This window comes from Nocardiopsis akebiae (assembly GCF_018316795.1).
Lineage (GTDB): Bacteria > Actinomycetota > Actinomycetes > Streptosporangiales > Streptosporangiaceae > Nocardiopsis > Nocardiopsis dassonvillei.
On the sequence record NZ_CP074132.1, the window covers coordinates 1,187,728 to 1,210,583 of the forward strand.

A 22,856-nucleotide genomic window follows, 5' to 3' on the forward strand; every position below is an offset into this window, starting at 1 on the left:
GTCGCGTACTTTGGTTCCGGCGTGATGTGGAATTGACGTTTCCTTGACGATGTGGAGAGCCCATGGGTGAACGACGCGCGTCCGGGGCCGAGGGGCGCCGGAGTCGTGGCCCGCTGGCCGCCGTCTGCGTGACGCTGGCGGTGTGCCTGCTGCTGACCGGTGGAGTGGTCGTCCTGGTCAACCGGATCTCCGACGCGTTCAACGAGTGGCCGCCGCCCAGCGCCTCGGGAGTCGAGCCACCTGCGGGCACGATCCAGACCCCGCCCCACGACGAGCTCACCGGTCCGCCGGAGCCCGCGGACGTGGCCCCGGAGGAGGGCGGCCCCGCCCCCGAGGAGGCGGGAGCCGACGAGCGCCAGACCCCCGCCGTCGAGGAGCGACCCAGCGCCGAGTGGCTCGACCGGGTGTCGGAGGCGACCGGCATCCCGCGCCGGGCCCTGGAGGGGTACGCGGGCGCGCAGCTGACGGTCGCCCGGGACCAGCCCTCGTGCCAGCTGTCCTGGCCCACCCTGGCCGGGATCGGCTACATCGAGTCGCACCACGGCACCTACGCCGGGGGCGAGATCGGCGACGACGGCAACACCACCGTCGACATCATCGGCATCCCGCTGGACGGCACCAACCGGACCCGGGCCATCCCGGACACCGACGGCGGCCGCTACGACGGCGACACCGAGTGGGACCGGGCGATCGGCCCTATGCAGTTCATCCCGCACACCTGGGAGCGCTGGGGCGACTCCCCGTCCGGAAACGACCCCGACCCGCACAACATCGACGACGCCGCGCTCGCCGCGGCCCGGTACCTGTGCGCGCAGGAGCGCGACCTGACCGTCGCCGCGGACTGGGAGGCGGCGATCCTGGAGTACAACCGGTCCGACGAGTACGTCGCCGACGTCCTGGCCTACGCGCACGCCTACGCCGACGCGGCCTGACCGTACGGCCGCCCCCGCGGACGGGCCGTCCCAGCCTGACCGGATTCGACGCCCCCGGCGCGGCGGCGGTCACCGCCGGATCGCTCCTACTGGTCCCCGGCGTCTCCCAGGGACAGAGCGTCGGCTGGGCCCCCTGGCGGAGCACCGGGGCCGTCCCGCCCGGCCTCCCACCCCCGGCCCGCCCCGCCCGAACTCCCCGGGACACGCCGGTGCCGGACACCCGGTGTGATCAGCGCCCCCGGTTAGCCTGGGGCCCTCCCGGATGGACAGGGGCCCGGGGCGGGTATGCGCCTGGGAGGAGACCCATCGAGACGGAGGAGACCGATGACTACCACCTGGCTGGGACCGAAGGGGCGCGCCGAGGCGCTCGCGTCGATGGCCGACGAGGAACTCGACGTCCTCGTGGTCGGGGGAGGCATCGTCGGGGCGGGCATCGCCCTGGACGCGGTCTCGCGCGGGCTGTCCACGGCGCTGGTGGAGGCGCGCGACTTCGCGTCGGGCACCTCCAGCCGGTCCAGCAAGCTCATCCACGGCGGCCTGCGCTACCTGGAGCAGTTCGACTTCGAGCTCGTCCGCGAGGCGCTCCACGAGCGCGGCCTGCTCCTCACCACCATCGCCCCGCACCTGGTCCGCCCGGTGCCGTTCCTGTTCCCCTTCGCCCACCACTGGGAGCGCGCCTACATCGGCGCGGGCGTCACCCTCTACGACGCCCTCGCCATGAGCTCGCGCAACAACCGCGGACTGCCCACGCACCGCCACCTGACCAGGTCCGGGGCGCTGCGGGTCTTCCCCGCGCTCAAGCGCAGCGCCCTCGCCGGGGCCATCCAGTACTGGGACTGCCAGGTGGACGACGCCCGCCTGGTCACCAGCGTGCTGCGCACCGCCGCCGGACTGGGGGCCAAGATCGCCTCCCGCGCCCAGGCGGTCGGGTTCCTGCGCGAGGGCGAGCACGTCGTCGGCGCCACCGTCGCCGACCTGGAGGGCGGCGGCGAGCGGCGCGTCCGCGCCCGCCAGGTGGTCAACGCCGCCGGGGTGTGGACCGACGACATCCAGGAGATGGTCGGCGGCCGGGGCCAGATCCACGTCAGCGCGTCCAAGGGCATCCACCTCGTGGTGCCGCGCGACCGCATCCAGGCCTCCTCCGGGATGATCCTGCGGACCGAGAAGAGCGTCCTGTTCGTCATCCCGTGGGGCCGCCACTGGATCATCGGCACCACCGACACCGCGTGGGACCTGGACAAGGAGAACCCCGCGGCGAGCCGGGCCGACATCGACTACGTCCTCGACCACGTCAACCAGGTCCTGCGCACGCCCCTGGGCCGCGACGACGTCGAGGGCGTGTACGCGGGCCTGCGCCCGCTGCTGACGGGGGAGTCGGAGGAGACCTCCAAGCTCTCCCGCGAGCACACGGTGGCCCACCCCGTGCCCGGCCTGGTCCTCATCGCAGGGGGCAAGTACACGACCTACCGCGTGATGGCCAAGGACGCGGTGGACGCGGTCGCGCACGGCCTGGGCAACGGCATCCCGGCCTCGGTCACCGACCGGCTGCCCCTGGTGGGCGCGGACGGCTACTGGGCGCTGTACAACCAGCGCCACCGGCTGGCCCGGAACTCGGGGCTGCACGTCTCCCGCGTCACCCACCTGCTGCGCCGCTACGGCTCCTCGGTCCACGACCTGCTCGACCTGATCCGGGAACGCCCCGACCTCGGCCGACCGCTCGCGCAAGCCGAGGACTACCTGCGCGCCGAGATCGTCTACGCGGCCGAGGCCGAGGGCGCCCGCCACCTGGAGGACGTCCTGTCCCGGCGCACCCGGATCTCCTTCGAGACCTGGGACAGGGGCATCGCCGCCGCCGAGGAGGCCGCCGAACTGCTCGCCGGTCCCCTGGACTGGAGCGAGGAGCAGGTCGGACGGGAGGTCGAGTACTACCGCAAGGGGATCGAGGCCGAGCGCGCGGCGCAGGAGCAGGACACCGACCAGGAGGCGGACGCGATCCAGCACGGCGCCCCGGAGATCGTCCCGGAGGCCAACATCACCCGGCCCTGAGCGCGGGGGCGGGCGGCGCACCCGGGCGAGCGCCGCCGGGAACCGCCCGGGCCCGCGCGGCCGGGGCAGACGGGTCCCCGGCGGCTCCGCCTCCTGGGGCGGGACCGCCGGGGACCGGCCGCCCACCGCCCTCAGGCGAGCTGGCCGATGACCGGCTCCAGCTCTCCCCTGAGCCACTCCAGCCCGATGGGCGCGGGGGAGTTCAGCGCGTTGGCGAAGGCCGGGTCGGCGTGGTACACGGTCGAGGCCTCGACCGAGGGCAGCCCCTGGAAGAGGGGGTCCTCGGCCAGCCTGTCGCGGTCCTCCACGGTCGGTGCCCACACCATGAGCACGTCGGCGTCGAGTTCCCCGGTGCGCTCCAGGGGCAGCGGTTCGCCCGTCTGGGTGTTGTCCTGGTTGTCGGCCGGCCGCAGCCCGAACAGTTCGAGCACCGAGCCGTTGCCGAAGGCGTACTGCCCCGGGTCGGCGCGCACCCACTGGTAGGTCTTGGAGCCGATGCCGGGCACCCGCTCGCCGACCTCGGCGAACGCCGCGCCGATGTCGGTGATCAGCTCCTCGGCCTCCTCCTCCCGGCGCAGCGCCCGGGCGGTGGTGCGCAGCCGCGCGTCCCAGTCCACGTTGAGGGCCTCGGAGTCCGGGGCGACCGTCGGCGCGATGGCGTTGAGCTGCTCGAACGTGGTCGCGTCCGAAACCTGGTAGGTCTCGGCCAGGATCAGGTCGGGCTCCACCGAGGCGATGGCTTCGAGGTTGGGCCCGCCGTCGGCCGAGACCAGGCCGGGGTCGGCGATCCCGGCCAGCTCCTCGGCCAGCCAGGGGGTGGCGGTCTCCAGGGTCCGGGGGTCGGCGGCGACGGCGACCGGCGTCACCCCCAGGGAGAGGGCCTCGTCGGCCGCGGCGAAGCCCAGGGCCAGGACCCGGCTCGGGCCCTCCTCGACCGTGACGCCGCCGTGGAGGGTCTGGACGGTCACGGGATAGCCGTCGGCGCCGGGGGAGGCGGTCTGGCCGGCCTCCCCGGCCCCGGCTCCGCACCCGTTCACGGCGACGGCCAGCGCGATCGCCGCTGCGGCCCGGCGCCTCCCGCGGCCGACCGCCGCGCGCTCTCGTCCCATCCTCACGTACGCACACCTCTCACTCGCCGCGAAGCGCCGCTCCGCGCCGCACGCCGGACGATGGGGGAGCCGTACGGACTCCCGCGCCACGCGCGCGGTTAAGGGAAGGCTTACCTTAATCCCTGCTGGTGGGTGGGTGCCGCACCGCCCTCCCCGAAGCGGCCTCCGGGCGCGGGGCGGGGCGCCGTCGCGGACCGGCGGCGCGCGTTCCCGGCCAGGTCACCCCGGGCCCGACGCCCCGGGGTCCGCGGGCCCGCTACGCTCGGTCGCATGTGGCGATTCGTACGCAAACCAGTCAGGGTGCCGCGTCGGGGCGCCGACATCGGGGCGCACCTGGTACCGGAGGCCTTCGGAGTCGACCCGGTTCTGAGGACCGCCTGCGACGCCGTCCGCGAGGGCGACATCGAAGCCGGTGCCTCCCTGCTCGTGGAGAGCCGGGAGGACCCCGAGACCCGCGTACTGCGGGTCGAGGCGCTGGCCAGGGCCGCCGTGGACCTGCCCGGGGAGATCGCCGGACTTCTGGAGGCCGGTGCCGACCGGGCCGACACCATGCTCTGGCTGGGCCACACGCTGCTGGCCCGCGCCCTGGTCCGGCCCTCCGGCGGGACCAGGGCCGACGAGAAGGCCGCCTCCGCCGCCCTGCACGAGGCGGGGGAGGCCCTGGAGGCCGCCGCGCGGCTGCGCCCCGACGACGCGGCGCCCTGGGCCGGGCTCCAGACCGCCGCGATGGGCCTGGGCGCGGACCGGGAGGAGAAGGACCGGATCTGGCGCGAGGTCATCGCCCGCGCGCCCCACCTGTTCCCCGCCCACACGGTCCGCACGCGCACCCTGTCGGCCGCCCGGGGCGGCAGCGCCGAGGAGATGTTCGCGTTCGCCGGAGCCGCCGCCGACACCGCGCCCGGGGGCAGCCCCCTGCCGTCCGTGCTCGCCCTCGCCCACGCCGAGCACGTGCGCACGGAGCAGAAACGCCTGATCGCCGAGGGCAACCTCCCCTCCATCGTGGACATGGCCCTGGGGCGCCTGCACGGGGAGTCGGTCCAGGAGCTGTTCGAACTCGCGCGCGGGTGGGTCGCCGGGGCGGTCGCGCACCCGCGCGACGCCCAGGCCCACCACCTGTTCGGATGGGCCTTCCACCGGGCCGGGATGGCGCAGGCGGCGCACTGGCACCTGGCCGCGGTGGGAACCGTGCGGTGCGACACGCCCTGGTCCTTCTTCGGCCCCGCCCGCACCGAACTGATCCGCGCGATGGCCGAACTCGGCGTCGACCCGGGCCGGGGAACCCAGGGCCCGGCGGCGACCTGAGTACCGCTACTCAGGCGCTGGCGGCGCGCACCGGGCAGTCTGGGAACATGAACAACCGCTCTCCCGCCCCCGCCTCCGTCGCGCGCACGGTCCTGCCGGCCTCGGCCGCGGCCCTCGGCGCGGTCGCCCTGGCCCACCTGGTCGGGTGGGGCGTCGCCCACGCCATGGACGCGGCCCACACGGCGCCCGACGCCAACATCGGCGCCGGGATGGCCCTGCTGCTCCTGCCCTTCCCCCTCGCCCCGGTCATGGCCTGGCCGCTGGCACTGGCCGTCCGCCTGCCCCGCCCGGGGACCACGGCGCTGGTCTGCACCCCCGTCTACCTGGTGCTGGCCGTCTTGGTGTGGACCCTGTGGCCCGGCGCGGCCGACCGGACGCCGCAGGACTCCTTCCTGCACCCCTTGCTGGAGTCCGCGTGGAGCCTGGCCGCCGCCAACGCGCTCATCCTCGCGGTCGCGCTGGTCGCCGCCGCGCTGATCGTCCGCGGCCGGTCCGCCCCCGCCATCCGCGCCTGAGGGCGCACGCGCCCCGGCACCCGAAAAGCCCTCGCCAGGGCGGCGGGGGCTCGGCCACAATGCACGGGTGCTACTGACGATCACGACCACGGCGAGCCCGGCGACGGACCTCGGCTTCCTGCTGCACAAGCACCCCGACAGGGCGCAGAGCTTCGAGCAGTCCTTCGGCACCGCCCACGTCTTCTACCCCGAGGCCGCCGAGCAGCGCTGCACCGCCGCGCTGATGCTCGACGTCGACGCGCAGGCGCTGCTGCGCACGCGCACGTCGGTGGGCACACCCGACTTCGCGCTCGCCCAGTACGTCAACGACCGCCCCTACGCGACGTCGTCGCTGTTCACGGTCGCGCTGGGGCGGGTCATGCGCTCCGCGCTCCGGGGGGACTGCAAGCAGCGCCCCGAGCTGGCGCGCACGCCGATCCCGCTGGAGCTGCGCATGCCCGCGGTGCCCTGCCGGGGCGGCGCCGAGCGCGCGCGGTCGCTGTTCGAGCCCCTGGGGTGGGCGGTGGAGGCCGAACCGGTCCCGCTCGACCCCGGACTGCCCGGATGGGGCGACTCCCACTACCTGTCGCTCACCCTCACCGGCACCGTGCGGCTGTCCGAGGCGCTCAGCCACCTGTACGTGCTGCTGCCGGTCCTGGACGGCAACAAGCACTACTGGGTGGACCGCAGCGAGGTGGACAAGCTGCTGCGGGCCGGCGGGGTCGCCGCCGGGACCACCGGTGACGCCGGTTCCGACGAGGGCGGCGGTGCCGTCGAGGGTGCCGGTGCGGACGGGACCGACGGTGCGGACGGGAATGACGGGCCCGCCGAGACCGGTTGGCTCACCGGGCACCCCGAACGAGCCTGGATCGTCCGCCGCTACCTCAACCGCCGCGACGGCTACGTGCGCACCGCGCTGGCCCGCCTGGCCGAGGCCGACGACCTGACCGGGGACGGGGAGGGCGACGACCCCGGGGACGAGGAGGCCGCCGCGGCGCCGCCCCTTGAGGAGCGCGCGCCCAGCCTGGCCGAACAGCGGGCCGGGGCGGTCATGGCGGTGCTCGCCGCCGAGAACGCCACCAGCGTCATCGACCTGGGCTGCGGCGCCGGACGGCTGCTCACCCGACTGGTCCGCGACCGCTCCCTGGAGCGCGTCACCGGAGTGGACGTCAGCGCGGTCAGCCTCGAACGCGCCCACCGCAGGGTGTGCAGGGGCTGCGACCCGGGCGGGCGCGACCGCCACCGGCCCCTGTTCTCCGACACCGTCGCGGCCCGCGACCACGGGAACGCGCGGCCCAGGCCGGAACTGCTCGTCGGCTCGGTCGTCTACCGCGACAGGCGGTTCGAGGGCTACGACGCCGCCGTCCTCATGGAGGTGGTCGAGCACCTGGACCCATCGCGGCTGCCCGCGATGGAGGAGGGCGTCTTCGGCTCCGCCCGGCCCCGCGTCGTCGTGGTCACCACGCCCAACGCCGAGTACAACACCCACTACCAGGGGCTGGAGGACGGCGCCTTCCGGCACAGCGACCACCGCTTCGAGTGGACGCGCGCCGAGTTCACCCTCTGGGCGGACGGGGTCGCCGAGAAGTACGGCTACCGCGTCCGCCACCTGCCGGTCGGGCCCGAACACCCCGACACCGGCGCACCGACCCAGATGGGAGTCTTCGTCCGATGAGTACGACCGAGAGGACCGGGGCCGCCGAGCCGCGCGTGCTCGGCGTGCCCGGGATGGGGCTCGTTGTGCTGGTCGGGGTCTCCGGTTCCGGCAAGTCCACCTTCGCCGCCCGGCACTTCGCCCCCACGCAGGTGATCGGCTCCGACCGCTGCCGGGGCATGGTCAGCGACGACGAGAACGACCAGGCCGCCACCGCCGACGCGTTCTCGCTCCTGCACACCGTCGTGGACATCCGGCTGCGCCGGGGCCTGCTCGCCGTGGTCGACGCCACCAACGTCCAGAGCGGGGCCCGTCGGGAACTCGTGCGCATCGCCAAGGACAACGACGTGCTGTCCACGGCCATCGTGCTCGACGTCCCCGAGGCCCTGGCCCGGGAGCGCAACCGGGACCGGCCCGACCGCGACTTCGGCGACCACGTCATCCGCCGCCAGCGCCGCGACCTGCGCCAGAGCCTGCGGCACCTGCGCCGGGAGGGCTTTCGCAAGGTGCACGTGCTCCAGGGGCCGGAGGAGATCGACGCCGCCGTCATCGAACTGGAGCGCGCCTGGCCCGACCGCAGGGAGCTCACCGGCCCCTTCGACGTCGTCGGCGACGTGCACGGCTGCCGCGAGGAACTGGAGGAGCTGCTGGGCGACCTCGGCTACGAGCTGACCCGCGACGACCTCGGGCGCCCGGTCGGCGCCCGCCACCCGCGGGGGCGCACGGCGGTGTTCGTCGGCGACCTCGTGGACCGGGGCCCCGACAGCCCCGGCGTCCTGCGCCTGGTCATGGGCATGGTCGCCGACGGCGACGCCCTCTGCGTGCCCGGCAACCACGAGAACAAGCTCGTCCGGGTGCTCAAGGGCGGCAAGGCCCAGCTCACGCACGGCCTCGCCGAGACCATGGAACAGCTGGGACGCGAGAGCGGGGAGTTCCGGGGCCGCGTGCTGGACTTCTGCGACGGGCTGGTCAGCCACCTCGTCCTGGACGGGGGAGCGCTGGTCGTCGCGCACGCCGGGCTCAAGGAGGAGTACCACGGGCGGGCCTCCGGACGGGTGCGCTCCTTCGCCCTGTACGGCCAGACCACCGGCGAGACCGACGAGTACGGGCTCCCGGTGCGGCTGCCGTGGGCGCGCGAGTACCGCGGCCGGGCCGCCGTGGTCTACGGGCACACGCCCATGGCCAAGGCCGAGTGGGTCAACAACACCCTCTGCCTGGACACCGGCTGCGTGTTCGGCGGCAGGCTCACCGCGCTGCGCTACCCCGAGCGCGAGATCGTCGACGTGCGGGCGCGCCGCACCTGGTACCAGCCCGCCCGGCCGCTGACGGACACGGCGGACGGGGAGACCGCCACGCGCCCCGACGCCGCCGTGGACGTCACCGACATCGGCGTCGGCGACACCCGCACGGGCATGTTCGTGGAGACCGGGCACGGCCTGGTGCGCGCCGACGGCCGCAGTACCCTGGCCGCGCTGGAGGTCATGAGCAGGTTCGCGGTGGACCCGCGCTGGCTGCTCTACCTCCCGCCGACCATGGCGCCCGCGCCGACCTCGGCCGAGCCCGGGCTGCTGGAGCACCCGAACGAGGCCTTCGCCTCCTTCCGGGGCTCGGGGATCGGCGAGGTCGTGTGCGAGGAGAAGCACATGGGGTCTCGGGCCGTGGCCGTGCTGTGCCGGGACGCCGACGCCGCCGAGCGCCGGTTCGTGCCCGGGCGGCTGGGCACCGTCCACACCCGGACCGGACGGCCCTTCTTCTCCGACCCGGCCCTCCAGGCAGAGGTCGTGGACCAGCTGCGCCGGGCGGTCACCGACGCAGGGCTGTGGGACCGGCTGGGCACCGACTGGGTCGCCCTGGACGGGGAGATGCTGCCGTGGTCGGCCAAGGCCCGGTCGCTGATCCGCGAACAGTACGCGTCGGTGGGCGCCGCCGCCCGCGCGGCCCTGCCCGCGGCCGGGATCGCGCTCGCCGCCGCGGCCGGGCGCGGTGTGCCCGTGGACGGGCTGATCGAGGGGGTCGCGCGCCGGACGGAGCAGGTGGAGGAGTTCAGCCGGGTCTACCGCCGCTACTCCTGGGACACCGACGGCGCCGCCGGGCTCCGGTACGCGCCGTTCATGGTGCTGGCCTCCGAGGGGCGCGAGTACGGGGACGCCGACCACCTGTGGCACATGGCCGTCGCCGAACGGCTCGCCGAGGCCAGCGGCCTGGTCCACCCCACCCGTTACCGGGTCGTGGACACCACCGACCCTGGCGCGTGCGCCTCGGCCGCCGACTGGTGGACCGACATGGTCTCCACCGGCGGCGAGGGGATGGTGGTCAAACCCCTCCTGGGCGCCCGAGCCACGGGCCGCAAGGGCCTGGCACAGCCCGGGCTGAAGGTGCGCGGGCCCGAGTACCTGCGCATCGTCTACGGGCCCGACTACACCGACCCCGAGCGGATGGCGGTCCTGAAGGACCGCCAGGTGGGCCGCAAGAGCGGTCTGGCCATGCGCGAGCACAAGCTGGGCCTGGAGGCGCTGGCCCGCCACGCCCGTCGCGAACCGCTGTGGCGCGTGCACGAGCCGGTGTTCGCGGTGCTGGCCCTGGAGTCGGTTCCGGTCGACCCCCGGCTGTAGGGAGAGGGCGGCGGAGACCACGAGGCGGAGGCGCCGCCGGACCGGTCCGATCCCACCGACGGCGTTCCGGTTCGCCTCCTTTTCACGCCCTCTCTTTCGGTCGGACATCCGCAGGGGGCATGATGTGCACGCCCGTCAACTCCCACTCCCCTCCGGAGAAGATGTGTCCCCCAACCGACCCGGACGCCTGGTCGCGTCCACGTCCGCCGCGGCGGCGGTGCTCCTGGGCCTCGGGCTCACGTCCGCGCCGTCCGCCCTCGCCGACACCGCCACCCCGGTGGTCAGCGAGGTCTACGGCGGAGGCGGCAACAGCGGCGCGGACCTGCGCCACGACTTCGTCGAACTGGGCAACCCCACCGGCGGGGCGCTCTCCCTCGACGGCTGGAGCGTGCAGTACCTGCCCGCCAACCCCAGACCCGCCACCCAGGTGCAGGTCACGGCACTGAACGGCGAGATCGGCGCGGACGGGCACTACCTCGTGCGCCAGGCGGCGGGCGCCGGGGGCAGCACCGACCTCCCCGCCCCCGACGCCAGCGGCGGCACCAACATGTCCGCCACCTCCGGCACGGTCCTGCTCGTGCGGGGCACCGACCCCGTCACCTGCCGGACCGCCGCGGAGTGCACCGCGGACGCGTCCGTCGCCGACCTCGTCGGCTACGGGGACGCCGTCGTCCACGAGGGCGCGCCCGCGCCCCGGCTGGGCAACACCACCTCCGCCTCGCGCGACGACTCCCTCACCGACACCGGCGACAACGAGGCGGACTTCACGGTCGCGGCCCCCTCGCCCACCAACACCGCGGGCCGGACACCCGGCGGGGGCGGCACCGACCCCGAGGAGCCCGTCGAGCCCGGCGACCTGCGCGTCCACGACGTCCAGGGCACCACCCGGACCTCCCCCTACGCCGGACAGCAGGTCACGGGCCTGCCGGGCGTGGTCACGGCGGTCAACCCCTTCGGCGGCGCGCGGGGGTTCTGGTTCCAGGACACCGAGGGCGACGGCGACCCGCGCACCAGCGAGGGGCTGTTCGTCTTCACCGGATCCACCACCCCGGACGTGGCCGTCGGCGACGAGGTCCTGGCCGCCGGACGGGTCAGCGAGTACAGCCCCGCCTCCGGTGCGCAGACCATCACCCAGCTCGACCAGGCCCGCTGGACCGTCCTGTCCTCGGGCAACGCCGCGCCCGACCCGGTCCTGCTCGACGGCGACGCCGTCCCCGAGGCGTACGCGCCCGGACCCGGCGGCGACGTCTCCGCGCTCGACCTGGAACCCGCGGAGTACGCCCTGGACTTCTGGGCCGCGCAAGAGCACATGCTCGTCCGCGTGGAGGACGCGCCCGTCGTCGGCGCCACCGACGACTACTCCGCGCTCTGGGTGACCACCAAGCCCGGACAGAACCCCACGGTCAACGGCGGCACCCGCTACGGTTCCTACGACGACCCCAACTCCGGACGGATCAAGGTCGAGTCGCTGCTGGACCGCGACCAGCACCCCTTCCCCGAGGCCAACGTGGGCGACACCCTCGCCGGGGTCACCGAGGGACCCCTCTACTACAGCCGGTTCGGCGGCTACCTCATCCGCGCCACCACCCTGGGCGGGCACGTGCGGGGCGGCCTGGAGCGCACCGCCGTCCGCGACGCGCGGCGCCACGAGGTCAGCGTCGCCACCTACAACGTCGAGAACCTCGGCGGACGCGACGACCAGGCCAGGTACGACGCGCTGGCGGCCGGGATCGTCGAGTCCCTGAACTCGCCCGACATCATCGGTCTGGAGGAGATCCAGGACAGCACCGGCCCGACCGACGACGGCGTCGTGGACGCCGACGTCACCCTGGACCGGCTGGTGGAGGCCGTGGAGGCGCACGGCGGCCCCGCCTACGAGTGGCGGCAGATCAGCCCCGAGGACAAGCAGGACGGCGGCCAGCCCGGCGGCAACATCCGCAACGCGTTCCTGTTCGACCCCGAGCGCGTGCAGTTCGTCGACCGCGAGGGAGGCGACGCGACCACCGCCGTGGAGGTCGTGGAGGGCGAGCGCGGCGCCGAGCTGTCGGTGTCCCCGGGCCGGATCAGCCCGCGGGACGGGGCCTGGGACTCCAGCCGCAAGCCGCTGGTCGGCCACTTCCGCGCCCTGAACCGCGACGTCTACGTGGTCACCAACCACTTCAACTCCAAGGGCGGGGACGAGCCCCTGCACGGCGTCCACCAGCCGCCGCGGCGCACCAGCGAGGCCCAGCGCCACGCCCAGGCCGGGCTCGTGCGCGACTTCGCCGAGGAGCTGCTGGCGGTGGACCCCGAGGCCAACCTGGTGGTCATGGGCGACCTGAACGACTTCCAGTTCTCCCGGACCCTGGAGATCCTGACCGCCGACGGGCCGCTGCACAACCCGATGACGGACCTGCCCGTGGAGGAGCACTACAACTACGTCTTCGACGGCAACTCCCAGGCGCTGGACCACATCCTGGTCAACCAGGCGCTCGCGGGCCGGGTCGAGTACGGCATCGCGCGGATCAACTCCGAGTTCTCCGACCAGGTCAGCGACCACGACCCCCAGGTGCTGTGGCTGGACACCCGCCGCGGCACCCCGCCCGGGCGCCCCTGAGGCCGCCCGGTTCCCGGCGCGTCCCCCGCGCCGGGAGCCGGGTCCCCGGCCGGTCGCCTGCGCGCCGACGGGGTCAGCGCACGTCCCGGCGGCTCAGCACCGCCGCGGCGAGCACCCACAGGACGAGGGTGGTCGCCGCGGCCGCGAGCACGACGGAGAACGCCGTCGGCAGGTCGAGGGACCCCGCGTCGGAGACGGCCGTGCTGCCCAGACTGAGCGACGTGGTGACCAGCGACTGCGGCAGGAGGTAGGAGACCACTCCGCCCTCCCCGGAGTAGAGGAGGCCGACCCCGGCGACGCAGCCCAGGAGGCCCAGGGCGACGGGCGCGGCGAAGGAGCGGACCAGCATCGACAGCAGGGACTGCAACGCGGCCACCGGCAGCGCGGCGACGACGCCCAGCAGGGCCGCGGCCGCGCTGTGCCAGGGCGGCCAGCCGTCCAGGCCCAGGACGAGCTTCCCGCTCAGCACCACCAGCCCGAGCAGCGCGAGCTGCATCGTCACGACCACCAGGGCGAGCGAGGCGAGCTTGGCGCCGACGAGCGAGAACGCCCGCGCGGGGGCGGCCATCAGCAGGTTCCAGTTGTGGCCCCGGTGCTCCATGCGCCACGCGGCCGACGCCGCCACAGCGATCCCCATCGACATGAACACCATGCCGTAGAAGAGCACCACCTGGGACCAGTAGGACGCCCACCCGGAGGAGAGGGCCTCCACGTTGCCCGCGTAGTTCGCCGTCCCCGTGACGACCGCGAGCAGCGGCAGCACCACGGCCACGATCCACAGGGCCGAGCGGCGCAGCTTGGCGAGTTCGGCGAGGACCATCCCCATCACGCCTCCGTCCGGTCGAAGCGGTGGCCGACCACGGCGAACAGGACGGCCACCAGCAGCAGGAACGCGGCCAGCCAGCCGTATCCGGGCGTGATCGCGGTGAAGCCTTCGCCGCCCGTCCCCAGCGGGGAGACGACCGCGTAGTAGCCCCAGGGCAGCACGCGCGCCAGGGCCGGGGGCAGCAGCAGGGCGAACACCCCGCAGAACGAGCCGAGCAGCCCGAGCGCCAGCCCGACGAGCTGGTTCTCCACCAGGGCGGCCAGCAGCACGTGCAGGCACAGCATCGCCAGGTCCACCAGGAGCAGCCCGACGGCGTACTGGACCCACATCCCGACGCGCGGCTCCACGGTGATCCCCGCGGCCAGGCCCGCCGTGAGGACCAGCGCGGTCTGGACGGCCACCGCGGCGGCCAGCAGCAGGCCCAGCACCGCGACCTTGGCCCGGCACAGCAGCCCCGGACCGAACCCGGCCACCCGCGACAGCGTCCACCCCCGGCCCTGGTGCTCGATGTCCACCTGCCTGCTGGCCAGCACCGCGACCAGGAGGGGTGAGGTCATGGCCGCGATCATGACGTAGCTCATGAGCAGGCCCTCCCACGGCTGGGCGGACGGATCGCCGAAGCCCTCCCGCGCGGAGTCCGACATCAGGTTCATGCAGGCCAGGCCCACGACGGCGGCCACCATGACCGCGCAGACCAGCACGACCCGGAGCCCGCGCGCCTTGCGCAGTTCGAGTTTCACCGCGGTCAGGATCACAGCGGCCCCTCACGGCCGGTGAGGTCCATGAAGACCTCCTCCAGGGACTGCTGGACGCGCCGCACCCCGTGGATCGGCACGTCCTCGGCGACCAGCCGCCGCACGAGCGCGGCGGTGTCCTCGTCGCCGAACCCGGACAGGCGCACGCCCCGCTCCGCGCGCACGGCGGGGATGCCCAGGGCCAGGGCGCGGTCGGGTTCGGGGGTGTCCACGAGCAGGTCCGGCACGCTGCGGCGGAACAGCTCGCTCCGGGTGCCCTGGAAGAGCAGCTTTCCGCGGCCCAGGATGCCCAGCACCGAGGCCATCCTGTCGATCTCGTCGAGCAGGTGGCTGGAGACCATGACCGTGACGCCCTCCCCGGCCAGCGCCACCAGCAGTTCGCGGATCTCCTCGATGCCCGCGGGGTCCAGGCCGTTGGTGGGCTCGTCGAGGATGAGCAGGCGCGGCTCCCGCGCAAGGCCCATCGCGATGCCCAGGCGCTGCTTCATCCCCAGCGAGTACGCGCGGACGAGCTTGCCCATGTGCTCCTGGAGGCGCACGGTGGCGACCGCGCGGGAGACCTGCCGGTCGCTGAGCCCGAGCATCCGCTGGACGATCGCCATGTTCTCCCGCCCGGTCAGGTGGGCGTAGCCGGGAGGCGCCTCGATGAGGGAGCCGATCTCCCGCAGCAGGGCGGGGCGCGTGTCCCGGTTCATCGGCTGTCCGAAGACGGTGATCTCGCCCCGGGTGGGCCGGGCCAGCGACAGCAGCATCTTCATGGTGGTGGACTTGCCCGAGCCGTTGGGGCCCAGGAAGCCGTAGACGCAGCCCGGCGGCACCCGCAGGTCGAGGTCGTCGACGACCGTCCGCGCACCGTAGGCCTTCGTCAGGTGGTGGGTGGTGATGATGTGGTCCATGGAACTCCTTCCACCGAGGAGCCTCCGGCACCGGGACCGGGGAGGGCATCGTGCCGGGGGACGGCGAACGCGCTCCTACCGCGGTAGGAGGAGGGGCGCGGGGCGTCGGGAGGGGCGGGTGCGGGGCGGGCCCGCTCACGCCTCCCGGAGCAGGTCCTCGCGGCCCACCAGCCCGGCGCGGAACGCGAACAGCACGGCCTGCACCCGGTCGCGGGAGCCGGTCTTGGCCAGGACGTGGCCGACGTGGGTCTTGACCGTGGGCATGGACAGCACGAGGCGCTCGCAGATCTCCGTGTTCGTGTACCCCAGCGCCACGGCGACGAGGACCTCCTGCTCGCGCGGGGTCAGCGAGGCGGCGGCGCGGCGGGTGCCCCCGTCGACCGGGACCGGGCGGGAGGACGGGCCGCCCAGCAGCGGGCGCACGTGCCCGAGCAGTCTGCGCGTGGAGCTGGCCGAGATGACGGAGTCGCCCCTGTACACGGTCCGCACGGCCTCCAGCAGCTCCTCGGGCGGGGTGTTCTTGAGCAGGAAGCCCGCGGCCCCGGCCTCCACTCCCTCGACCACGTACTCGTCGGTGTCGAAGGTGGTGAGGATGACGACGCGGCAGTCCGCCCCGGAGGAGACGAGGGAGCGCGTGGCGCTCAGCCCGTCCGTACCGGGCATCTGGACGTCCATGAGCAGGACGTCGACGGGGTCGGAGTGCTGCCTGGCGAGGGCTTGGGCCCCGTCGCCCGCCTCCCAGGCCACGGTCAGGTCCGGCTGGGAGTCGATGACCATCGCCATGCCCGCCGTGAACAGCACCTGGTCGTCGGCCAGCCCCACGCGGATCACGCCTCCTCCCAAGGGATCACCGCGCGCACCCGCCAGGTGCCGGTGGCGTCGTCGACGCCGGCCTCCAGGGCGCCGCCGTGCATGCCCACGCGCTCGCGCATGCCGACCAGGCCGTGGCCGGAGCCCCGCCGGGCGCGGCCCGGGGCCGTCCCGGCGGCGGAGGGCTCCCCCGCCGGGGAGGAGCCTCCGGTGGGAGGGGGCGCCCCCGTGCCGGAGGGGCTTGCGGTGCCGACGGGCCTCCCGATGACGGAGCGTCTTTCGGTGCCGGAGGAACCCGCGGGGACTGAGGGGCCCGCCGGTGTGGTGAGGGCCGCGGGTACGGCCTGGCGGACGGAGTCGGCCACGTCGATCCCGACCCGCCCGGGCGACCACGTCAGCTCGACCCGCACGGCTGCGGATCCCCCGTGCTTGAGCGCGTTGGCCAGCGACTCCTGCACCACGCGGTAGACCGTCAGGGACGCGGTCGTCGGCAGGGTCGCCGGGGCGCCGGTGTCCGCCCGGCCGCCGCGCGGGGCGGCCGGGGACCCGTGCTGGACCAGGCGGATCCGCAGACCGGCGCGGCGGTACTCCTCCACGAGGCCGGGCAGGTCGCCGACCCCGGGGGCCGGGGCGGCCCCGCGCTCCTCGCCGTCGCGCAGGACGCCCAGGAGCTGGTGCAGTTCCGCCGCCGACTCGCGTCCCACCCGGGCGACGGTGGCCAGGGCGGCCACCGCGCGCTCCGGGGCGGCCTCCGCGGCGTAGCGGCCGCCGTCGGCCTGGGCGACGATGACGTTCAGCGAGTGCGCGAGGATGTCGTGCATCTCCCGGGCGATGCGTGTCCGCTCGTCGAGCGCGGCCAGGCGCACCTCCTGCTCCCGCTGGGTCTCCAGCAGCCGGGCGTGCTCCACGACGCGGGCGAACTCCTCGCGGTTGCGCCTGCGGAACGCTCCGAGCAGGGAGAACAGCGCGACCGCCGTCCACGCCGAGAAGACGCTGTTGAGGCGCATCTGCGGGTCCGTCGACAGAGCCTCGGCCGGAACGCCGAGAACCCCCCACGCCGCTCCGGCCAGGAGCAGCACGAACCCGGCCACCCGCCACGGGCGCGGGAGTTCGGCCTGCACCGTGTAGGCGGCGACCAGGGCGCTGATCAACGTCGCCGCGGTCAGGTGCTCCAGCCACAGGATGTAGCACGCCAGCAGCACCGCCAGGGCGGCCAGGGCCGGGAGCGGGCGGAAGCGGCGCAGGGCCAGGGCGGCGCAGCACCCGGCGGTCATACCGAGGTAGGCCCACGACTCCGCGGTGTGCCACCCCGACACCGGCAGGGACACCGCCGACAGGCCGAACCAGACCGCCGCGCAGAACGCGTCCACGGCGAGAGCGTGCCCGCGCGCCCAGAGCGCGGCGCGGTCCAGGAGGGAGCGTGGGGACAGGTCGGGCATTCCCCCAGGATAGGAACGCGCGGGCCGGAGGGCCTCGTGCCACGGCATGAGACCGGGCCGTCCGAAAGGCGGTCCCACGGCCCCCGGACACCGACGAAGGGCAGGTCACGGGGCATGGCGTGTCCACGGGCCCGCTCCCGGAGGGCGCCTATCCTGGGGAGCGCCCGCGACGCGGCGGGCGCACTCCACCCAGGGAAGCGAGACATGAACGTACTGATCACCGGCGGTGCCGGGTACATCGGCTCCCACACGGCGGTCGAACTCCTCGAAGCCGGGCACGAGGTCGTGGTCGTGGACCTCCTCACCAACAGCCACGAGGAGGCCCTGCGCCGCGTCGAGCGCATCACCGGACGCACCGTCGCCTTCCACCGGGCCGACTGCGCCGACCCCGAGGCGATGCGCCGGGTCTTCGCCGAGCACCGCGTCGACGCCGTCATCCACATGGCCGGGCTCAAGGCCGTGGGGGAGTCGGTGGAGCAGCCGCTGCGCTACTACCGCAACAACATGGACTCCCTGTTCACGCTCATCGAGGCGATGGACGAGCACGGCGTGCGCGACCTGGTGTTCAGCTCCTCGGCCACCGTCTACGGCGACCCCGAGCAGGTGCCCATCACCGAGGACAGCGCCCTGTCCGCCACCAACCCCTACGGCGCCACCAAGCTGTTCGCCGAGCGCGTCCTCCAGGACACGGCCGCCGCCGACCCGCGCTGGCGGATCACCGCCCTGCGCTACTTCAACCCCATCGGCGCCCACCCCAGCGGTCTGATCGGCGAGGACCCCCAGGGCGTTCCCAACAACCTCTTCCCCTACGTCGCGCAGGTCGCCGCGGGCCGCCGCGAGCGGCTGAACGTGTTCGGCGACGACTACGACACCCCCGACGGCACCGGGGTGCGCGACTACCTGCACGTGGTGGACCTGGCCCAGGGGCACATGGCCGCCGTGGAGCACCTCGCCGACGCGTCCGGGTACCGGGTGTACAACCTGGGCACCGGGCAGGGCACCTCCGTCCTGGAGGGCCTGCGCGCCTTCGAGCGCGCCACGGGCGTCGCGGTTCCGTACGCCGTGGTCGACCGCCGCCCCGGCGACATCGCCGTGTGCTACGCCGACCCCTCGGCCGCCGCCCGCGACCTGGGCTGGAAGGCCGTGCGCACGGTGGACGACGCCTGCCGCGACGCGTGGCGCTGGCAGTCGGCCAACCCCGCGGGCTTCACGGCCTGAGCCCCGGGGGGGAGTCCCGGCGGGCCCGCCGCGCGTGCTGAGCCGGACCGCACACGCGTGCGGGGCCCTCCGCGCCTGTGCAACGCCCTAGACTGGGCGGACATCCCTGTACTTCCTGCGGAAGGTCCTCCGTCGTGTCCGTTGGTGCTGAGAGCACGTTCGACACCGTTCTCGTCGTCGACTTCGGCGCGCAGTACGCGCAGCTGATCGCACGACGGGTCCGCGAATGCCACGTGCACAGTGAGATCGTGCCCTCGACCATGCCCGTCGAGGAGATGCTCGCCAAGAGACCCAAGGCCATCATCCTCTCCGGCGGCCCGTCGTCGGTCTACGCCGAGGGGGCCCCGAACCTGGGCCCCGAGCTGTTCGAGACCGGGGTTCCCACCTTCGGCATCTGCTACGGCTTCCAGGCGATGACCCGGGCCCTGGGCGGCACCGTCGCCAGGACCGACCTCAGTGAGTTCGGCCGCACCGAGCTGTCGGCGGTCACCGACTCCCTGCTGTTCGCCGGAATGCCCGCCGAGCAGCTGGTCTGGATGTCGCACGGCGACTCGGTGGTGGAGGCCCCCGAGGGCTTCGCCACGACCGCCAGCACCGCGGGCGCCCCGGTCGCCGCGTTCGAGCACACCGGCCGCAACCTCTTCGGCGTCCAGTTCCACCCCGAGGTCCTGCACACCGAGCACGGCCAGGAGGTGCTGCGCCGCTTCCTGTACGAGGGCGCCGGGTGCCGACCCACCTGGACGATGGTCAACATCGTCGAGGAGCAGCTGGAGCGCATCCGCGAGGACATCGGAGACAAGCGCGTCATCTGCGCGCTGAGCGGCGGCGTGGACTCCGCGGTGGCCGGCGCACTGGTCCAGCGCGCCGTCGGCGACCAGCTGACCTGCGTCTTCGTGGACCACGGCCTGCTGCGCAAGGGCGAGGCCGAGCAGGTGGAGAAGGACTTCGTCGCGATCACGGGCGCCAAGCTCAAGGTCGTGGACGCCGAGGAGCGGTTCCTGTCCGCCCTCGCGGGGGTCTCCGACCCCGAGGAGAAGCGCAAGATCATCGGCCGCGAGTTCATCCGCGTGTTCGAGCAGGCGGCCCGCGAGGTCGTCGCCGAGAGCGGCGGGAGCGGCGCCGAGGTCGAGTTCCTGGTGCAGGGCACCCTCTACCCGGACGTGGTGGAGTCCGGCGGCGGCACCGGGACCGCCAACATCAAGTCCCACCACAACGTGGGCGGACTGCCCGACGACCTCCAGTTCACTCTGGTGGAACCGCTGCGCGAGCTGTTCAAGGACGAGGTGCGCAAGGTCGGCGAGGAGCTGGGCCTGCCCGCCGAGATGGTCTGGCGCCAGCCCTTCCCCGGCCCCGGCCTGGGCATCCGCATCATCGGCGAGGTCACCCGCGAGCGCCTGGAGATCCTGCGCGAGGCCGACGCGATCGCCCGCGAGGAGCTGACCCGCGCCGGACTGGACCGCGACATCTGGCAGTGCCCGGTGGTGCTGCTCGCCGACGTGCGGTCGGTGGGCGTGCAGGGCGACGGGCGCACCTACGGCCACCCGGTCGTGCTGCGTCCGGTCAGCAGCGAGGACGCCATGACCGCCGACTGGTCGCGCGTGCCCTACGACGTGCTGGCCAGGATCTCCAACCGCATCACCAACGAGGTGCGCGAGATCAACCGGGTGGCGCTGGACGTGACCAGCAAGCCCCCGGGCACCATCGAGTGGGAGTAGCCCCCGCCGGGGACCGGACCCGCGGGAGCGGCCCCCGAGCGGTGGACGGGCCCGGGGTGACGACGCGTCGTCACCCCGGGCCCGTCCGTTTCGTCCTCGCGGCGCCGCGCCGGGGAGCGGTCGTCCACAGGCGCGGACCGGGGGTGGCGGAGCGGGGCGCCGATACGGTGTCCTGGATACAGGGGGGCTCCCCACCCCGTCGGCACGGTGCTGCCCTGAGACGGGCCCGGCCCGCCCCCGGCCCGGCTCAGTCCACGATGTGCTCGATGTTGATCTCCGTGGCCTCCGCGCCCGCCCGGTGGTTGAGCACCAGCGTGCGCGGCTCCATGTCGTCGCGCAGTATGAACACCAGCTCGCCCCCGGCGGCGACCCCGGGGCCGATCCCGGCCGAGTCCCACAGCGGGGCCTCCACCTCGCGCACGGACGGCGCCTGGGCGTTGACGGGTTCCCGGCTGGTCGTCATGTGCTGCGCCGTGTGCTCGAACTCCACGAGTTCGTCGCTGAGGTTGAACAGCTCCAGGTCCACCACGCAGTACTGACCGGTCGACGGCAGTTCCGAGCGGATGTTGTGCTCGGTCAGGCCGCAGCTGACCCCGCTGATCCGGTACTCGACCATGCGGTCGGCGGAGGCCCCCGACATCCCGCTGGGCACCTCGCCGGGAGCCTCCTCCTCGTCGGCGCCGCTGGGTGACTCGTCGCCGGGCGCGGGCGCCTGCGGTTCCGGGGCGGCGCCCGACTGCTCGGAGGCGTCCCCCTGGGAGTCGCCGTCCCCGAAGAGCGACCAGTCGCTGAGGTTGGTCAGCACGGTCGCCATGACGATCAGGGCCGCCAGCAGCGCCACGGCGCCCAGCACCAGGGCCACGACCGTCCCCTTGCGCCGGTTGGGCGCGGCGGGTTGGTGCGGCGGGGGCGGCACCGGCGGAACGTAGGGCTGCGGACCCCGGCGGCCCGTCTGCTGGTCGGCCGGGGGAACCATCGGGATCGGCCCGGTGGAGGCCGGGTGCGGCACCTGTCCGGGACCGGGTACGGGCCGCGGCTGCTGCGCCGGGCCGCCCTGGGGCTGCCCGCCCGGAGCCTGGACCCCGGGAAGCTGGTGCGCCTGCTGCGCCTGGGCCCCCGGCGGGGGACCGGCCGGATGGCCCGGCGGCGGACCCTGCGGACGCGGGTAGTTGCCCGTCTGGTGCGCGGGCGGGGGCATGGGGGGCGCGCCCTGGTACTGGCCGGGCGCCGGGTGCCGCATGCCCGCCATGGTCTGGGGCGGCCCCTGGTGGGGGTGGGGCATGCCGGGCGGGGGCATCGGGGGCAGGTTGGGCCGCCAGGACTGGTGCAGCGCGTGGGACACGATGTCGTTGGGGTTGCTGTTGTCCTCGCCGCCAGCCAGCTCCAGCAGCAGGTCCTGCGCGGTGGGGCGGCGGCCCGGCTCCTTGGCCAGCGCGCGCGTCACCAGGCGGTCCAGGGGGCTGTCCAGGTTGCCGATCTGTGGTTCGGCGAACAGCACCCGCTTGCCCAGCGTCATGGCGTCGCCGTTGCCGAAGGGGTGGGTGCCGTTCCCGGCGAAGGCCACCAGGCAGCCCCAGGCGAAGATGTCCGCCGAGGTGGTGACCTTCTCCTCCAGCAGCTGTTCGGGCGCCATCCAGCCGGGGCTGCCCATGACGATGCCGGTCTGGGTGTGGTTGGTGGCGGTGTTCATCGCGCGGGCGATGCCGAAGTCGATCACCCGGGGCCCCGAGAGCGACAGCAGCACGTTGGCGGGCTTGAGGTCGCGGTGGACGAGCCCGGTGCGGTGGATGGCGGCCAGGGCCGCCGCCACGCCCAGCGCGAAGCCGTGCAGCGTCGAGGAGTCCAGGGGGCCGTTCTCGGCGATGTGCTCGGCCAGGGCGGTGCCCGCGATGTACTCGGTGACCATGTAGGGACGGTTCTCGAACGTCCCGTGGTCGAGCACCTTGGCGGTGCAGAAGGAGGCGACCTTGCGGGCGTTCTCCATCTCGTCGCGAAAGCGCGCCCGCGTGGCCTCGTCGAAGGCGAGCTCCGGGCGGATGACCTTGATGGCTACCTGGTTGCTGCGCTCGGGAGCGCTGCCCAGGTAGACGGTTCCCATGCCGCCGCTACCCAGCTTCCCGGACAGCACGTAGGGACCGATGGTGGCCGGATCCCCGGCGGCCAGCGGTTCCAGGTTCTTCGGGAGCCCATCCGACGGCAAGCGACCCTCCCCGACGGTGTCCAAACTCCGCCTTGCCCCAAGGTAGCGGTGTTTGTGCCCGCATTCCCACTCACGGGCCTGATCGGGCCGTTCTGGGGGCGGGCGGAAACTGACATGACAGTGGTGACGATCCCCGAACCGCGTCCGAGGTTCCCGTTTTCCTCTGACGGCGTACGAGCCGACGGGAGGCGGTGAACACACCGGAGCCCCCGGAGGGCACTGTGTTCACGCAAGGTGGGGGTTCCTTTACGA

At 74.1% G+C, this 22,856-nt stretch carries 16 protein-coding genes; 9 read left to right on the top strand and 7 right to left on the bottom strand.

What is annotated here, in order from left to right; genetic code table 11:
- The first annotated feature begins 62 nt into the window (after positions 1 to 62).
- Positions 63 to 932 carry a lytic transglycosylase domain-containing protein gene (locus KGD83_RS05130; protein WP_212642761.1) on the top strand — a complete coding sequence of 290 codons (870 nt, stop codon included), beginning with the start codon at positions 63 to 65 and terminating at the stop codon, positions 930 to 932.
- A 324-nt stretch (positions 933 to 1,256) separates the two neighbouring features.
- On the top strand, positions 1,257 to 2,978 hold the full coding sequence (gene glpD, locus KGD83_RS05135; RefSeq protein WP_212642762.1) for a glycerol-3-phosphate dehydrogenase: 1,722 nt from the start codon (positions 1,257 to 1,259) through the stop codon (positions 2,976 to 2,978).
- A 131-nt stretch (positions 2,979 to 3,109) separates the two neighbouring features.
- Here glpD and KGD83_RS05140 read toward each other — a convergent pair whose 3' ends face one another.
- The gene (locus KGD83_RS05140; protein ID WP_249352394.1) at positions 3,110 to 4,087 is read right to left on the bottom strand and encodes an ABC transporter substrate-binding protein; all 978 of its coding nucleotides are present in this window, start codon (positions 4,085 to 4,087) and stop codon (positions 3,110 to 3,112) included.
- Between the two features lie 270 nt (positions 4,088 to 4,357).
- On the opposite strand from KGD83_RS05140, the gene KGD83_RS05145 reads away from it, so the two are divergent.
- The 5 genes from KGD83_RS05145 (at position 4,358) to KGD83_RS05165 (ending at position 12,745) form a co-directional block, all read left to right on the top strand.
- Positions 4,358 to 5,389 carry a hypothetical protein gene (locus tag KGD83_RS05145; RefSeq protein WP_212642764.1) on the top strand — a complete coding sequence of 344 codons (1,032 nt, stop codon included), beginning with the start codon at positions 4,358 to 4,360 and terminating at the stop codon, positions 5,387 to 5,389.
- A gap of 47 nt (positions 5,390 to 5,436) precedes the next feature.
- Positions 5,437 to 5,904, top strand: a complete 468-nt coding sequence (locus tag KGD83_RS05150; protein WP_212642765.1) for a transporter — start codon at positions 5,437 to 5,439, stop codon at positions 5,902 to 5,904.
- Positions 5,905 to 5,971: 67 nt separating this feature from the next.
- Complete coding sequence (locus tag KGD83_RS05155) at positions 5,972 to 7,558, top strand: 3' terminal RNA ribose 2'-O-methyltransferase Hen1 (protein WP_212642766.1); 1,587 nt, start codon at positions 5,972 to 5,974, stop codon at positions 7,556 to 7,558.
- The gene (locus tag KGD83_RS05160) at positions 7,555 to 10,149 is read left to right on the top strand and encodes a polynucleotide kinase-phosphatase (protein ID WP_212642767.1); all 2,595 of its coding nucleotides are present in this window, start codon (positions 7,555 to 7,557) and stop codon (positions 10,147 to 10,149) included. The genes KGD83_RS05155 and KGD83_RS05160 overlap by 4 nt, the downstream gene beginning before the upstream one ends.
- Positions 10,150 to 10,312: 163 nt before the next feature.
- A complete protein-coding gene (locus KGD83_RS05165) occupies positions 10,313 to 12,745 on the top strand; it encodes an endonuclease/exonuclease/phosphatase family protein (protein ID WP_212642768.1) in 2,433 nt (810 codons plus the stop codon).
- Positions 12,746 to 12,818: 73 nt separating this feature from the next.
- Here the strand turns inward: KGD83_RS05165 and KGD83_RS05170 are convergent, their stop codons facing one another.
- The 5 genes from KGD83_RS05170 to KGD83_RS05190 form a co-directional block, all read right to left on the bottom strand.
- On the bottom strand, positions 12,819 to 13,571 hold the full coding sequence (locus tag KGD83_RS05170) for an ABC transporter permease (protein WP_212642769.1): 753 nt from the start codon (positions 13,569 to 13,571) through the stop codon (positions 12,819 to 12,821).
- On the bottom strand, positions 13,571 to 14,326 hold the full coding sequence (locus tag KGD83_RS05175; protein ID WP_212642770.1) for an ABC transporter permease: 756 nt from the start codon (positions 14,324 to 14,326) through the stop codon (positions 13,571 to 13,573). The genes KGD83_RS05170 and KGD83_RS05175 overlap by 1 nt, the downstream gene beginning before the upstream one ends.
- Positions 14,323 to 15,222 carry an ABC transporter ATP-binding protein gene (locus KGD83_RS05180; RefSeq protein ID WP_212642771.1) on the bottom strand — a complete coding sequence of 300 codons (900 nt, stop codon included), beginning with the start codon at positions 15,220 to 15,222 and terminating at the stop codon, positions 14,323 to 14,325. The genes KGD83_RS05175 and KGD83_RS05180 overlap by 4 nt, the downstream gene beginning before the upstream one ends.
- Positions 15,223 to 15,357: 135 nt before the next feature.
- The gene (locus KGD83_RS05185; protein ID WP_212642772.1) at positions 15,358 to 16,053 is read right to left on the bottom strand and encodes a response regulator; all 696 of its coding nucleotides are present in this window, start codon (positions 16,051 to 16,053) and stop codon (positions 15,358 to 15,360) included.
- Positions 16,050 to 17,471 carry a sensor histidine kinase gene (locus tag KGD83_RS05190; protein WP_212642773.1) on the bottom strand — a complete coding sequence of 474 codons (1,422 nt, stop codon included), beginning with the start codon at positions 17,469 to 17,471 and terminating at the stop codon, positions 16,050 to 16,052. The genes KGD83_RS05185 and KGD83_RS05190 overlap by 4 nt, the downstream gene beginning before the upstream one ends.
- A gap of 204 nt (positions 17,472 to 17,675) precedes the next feature.
- Here KGD83_RS05190 and galE point away from each other — a divergent pair, with 204 nt between their 5' ends.
- Together galE and guaA are read left to right on the top strand one after the other, a co-directional pair.
- Entirely contained in the window at positions 17,676 to 18,689 is a 1,014-nt protein-coding gene (gene galE / locus KGD83_RS05195; protein WP_212642774.1) for a UDP-glucose 4-epimerase GalE, read from the top strand.
- Between the two features lie 134 nt (positions 18,690 to 18,823).
- Complete coding sequence (guaA, locus tag KGD83_RS05200; RefSeq protein WP_212642775.1) at positions 18,824 to 20,404, top strand: glutamine-hydrolyzing GMP synthase; 1,581 nt, start codon at positions 18,824 to 18,826, stop codon at positions 20,402 to 20,404.
- Positions 20,405 to 20,651: 247 nt separating this feature from the next.
- On the opposite strand, the gene KGD83_RS05205 is transcribed toward guaA, so the two are convergent.
- Positions 20,652 to 22,604, bottom strand: a complete 1,953-nt coding sequence (locus tag KGD83_RS05205) for a serine/threonine-protein kinase (RefSeq protein ID WP_212642776.1) — start codon at positions 22,602 to 22,604, stop codon at positions 20,652 to 20,654.
- Positions 22,605 to 22,856: the final 252 nt, after the last annotated feature.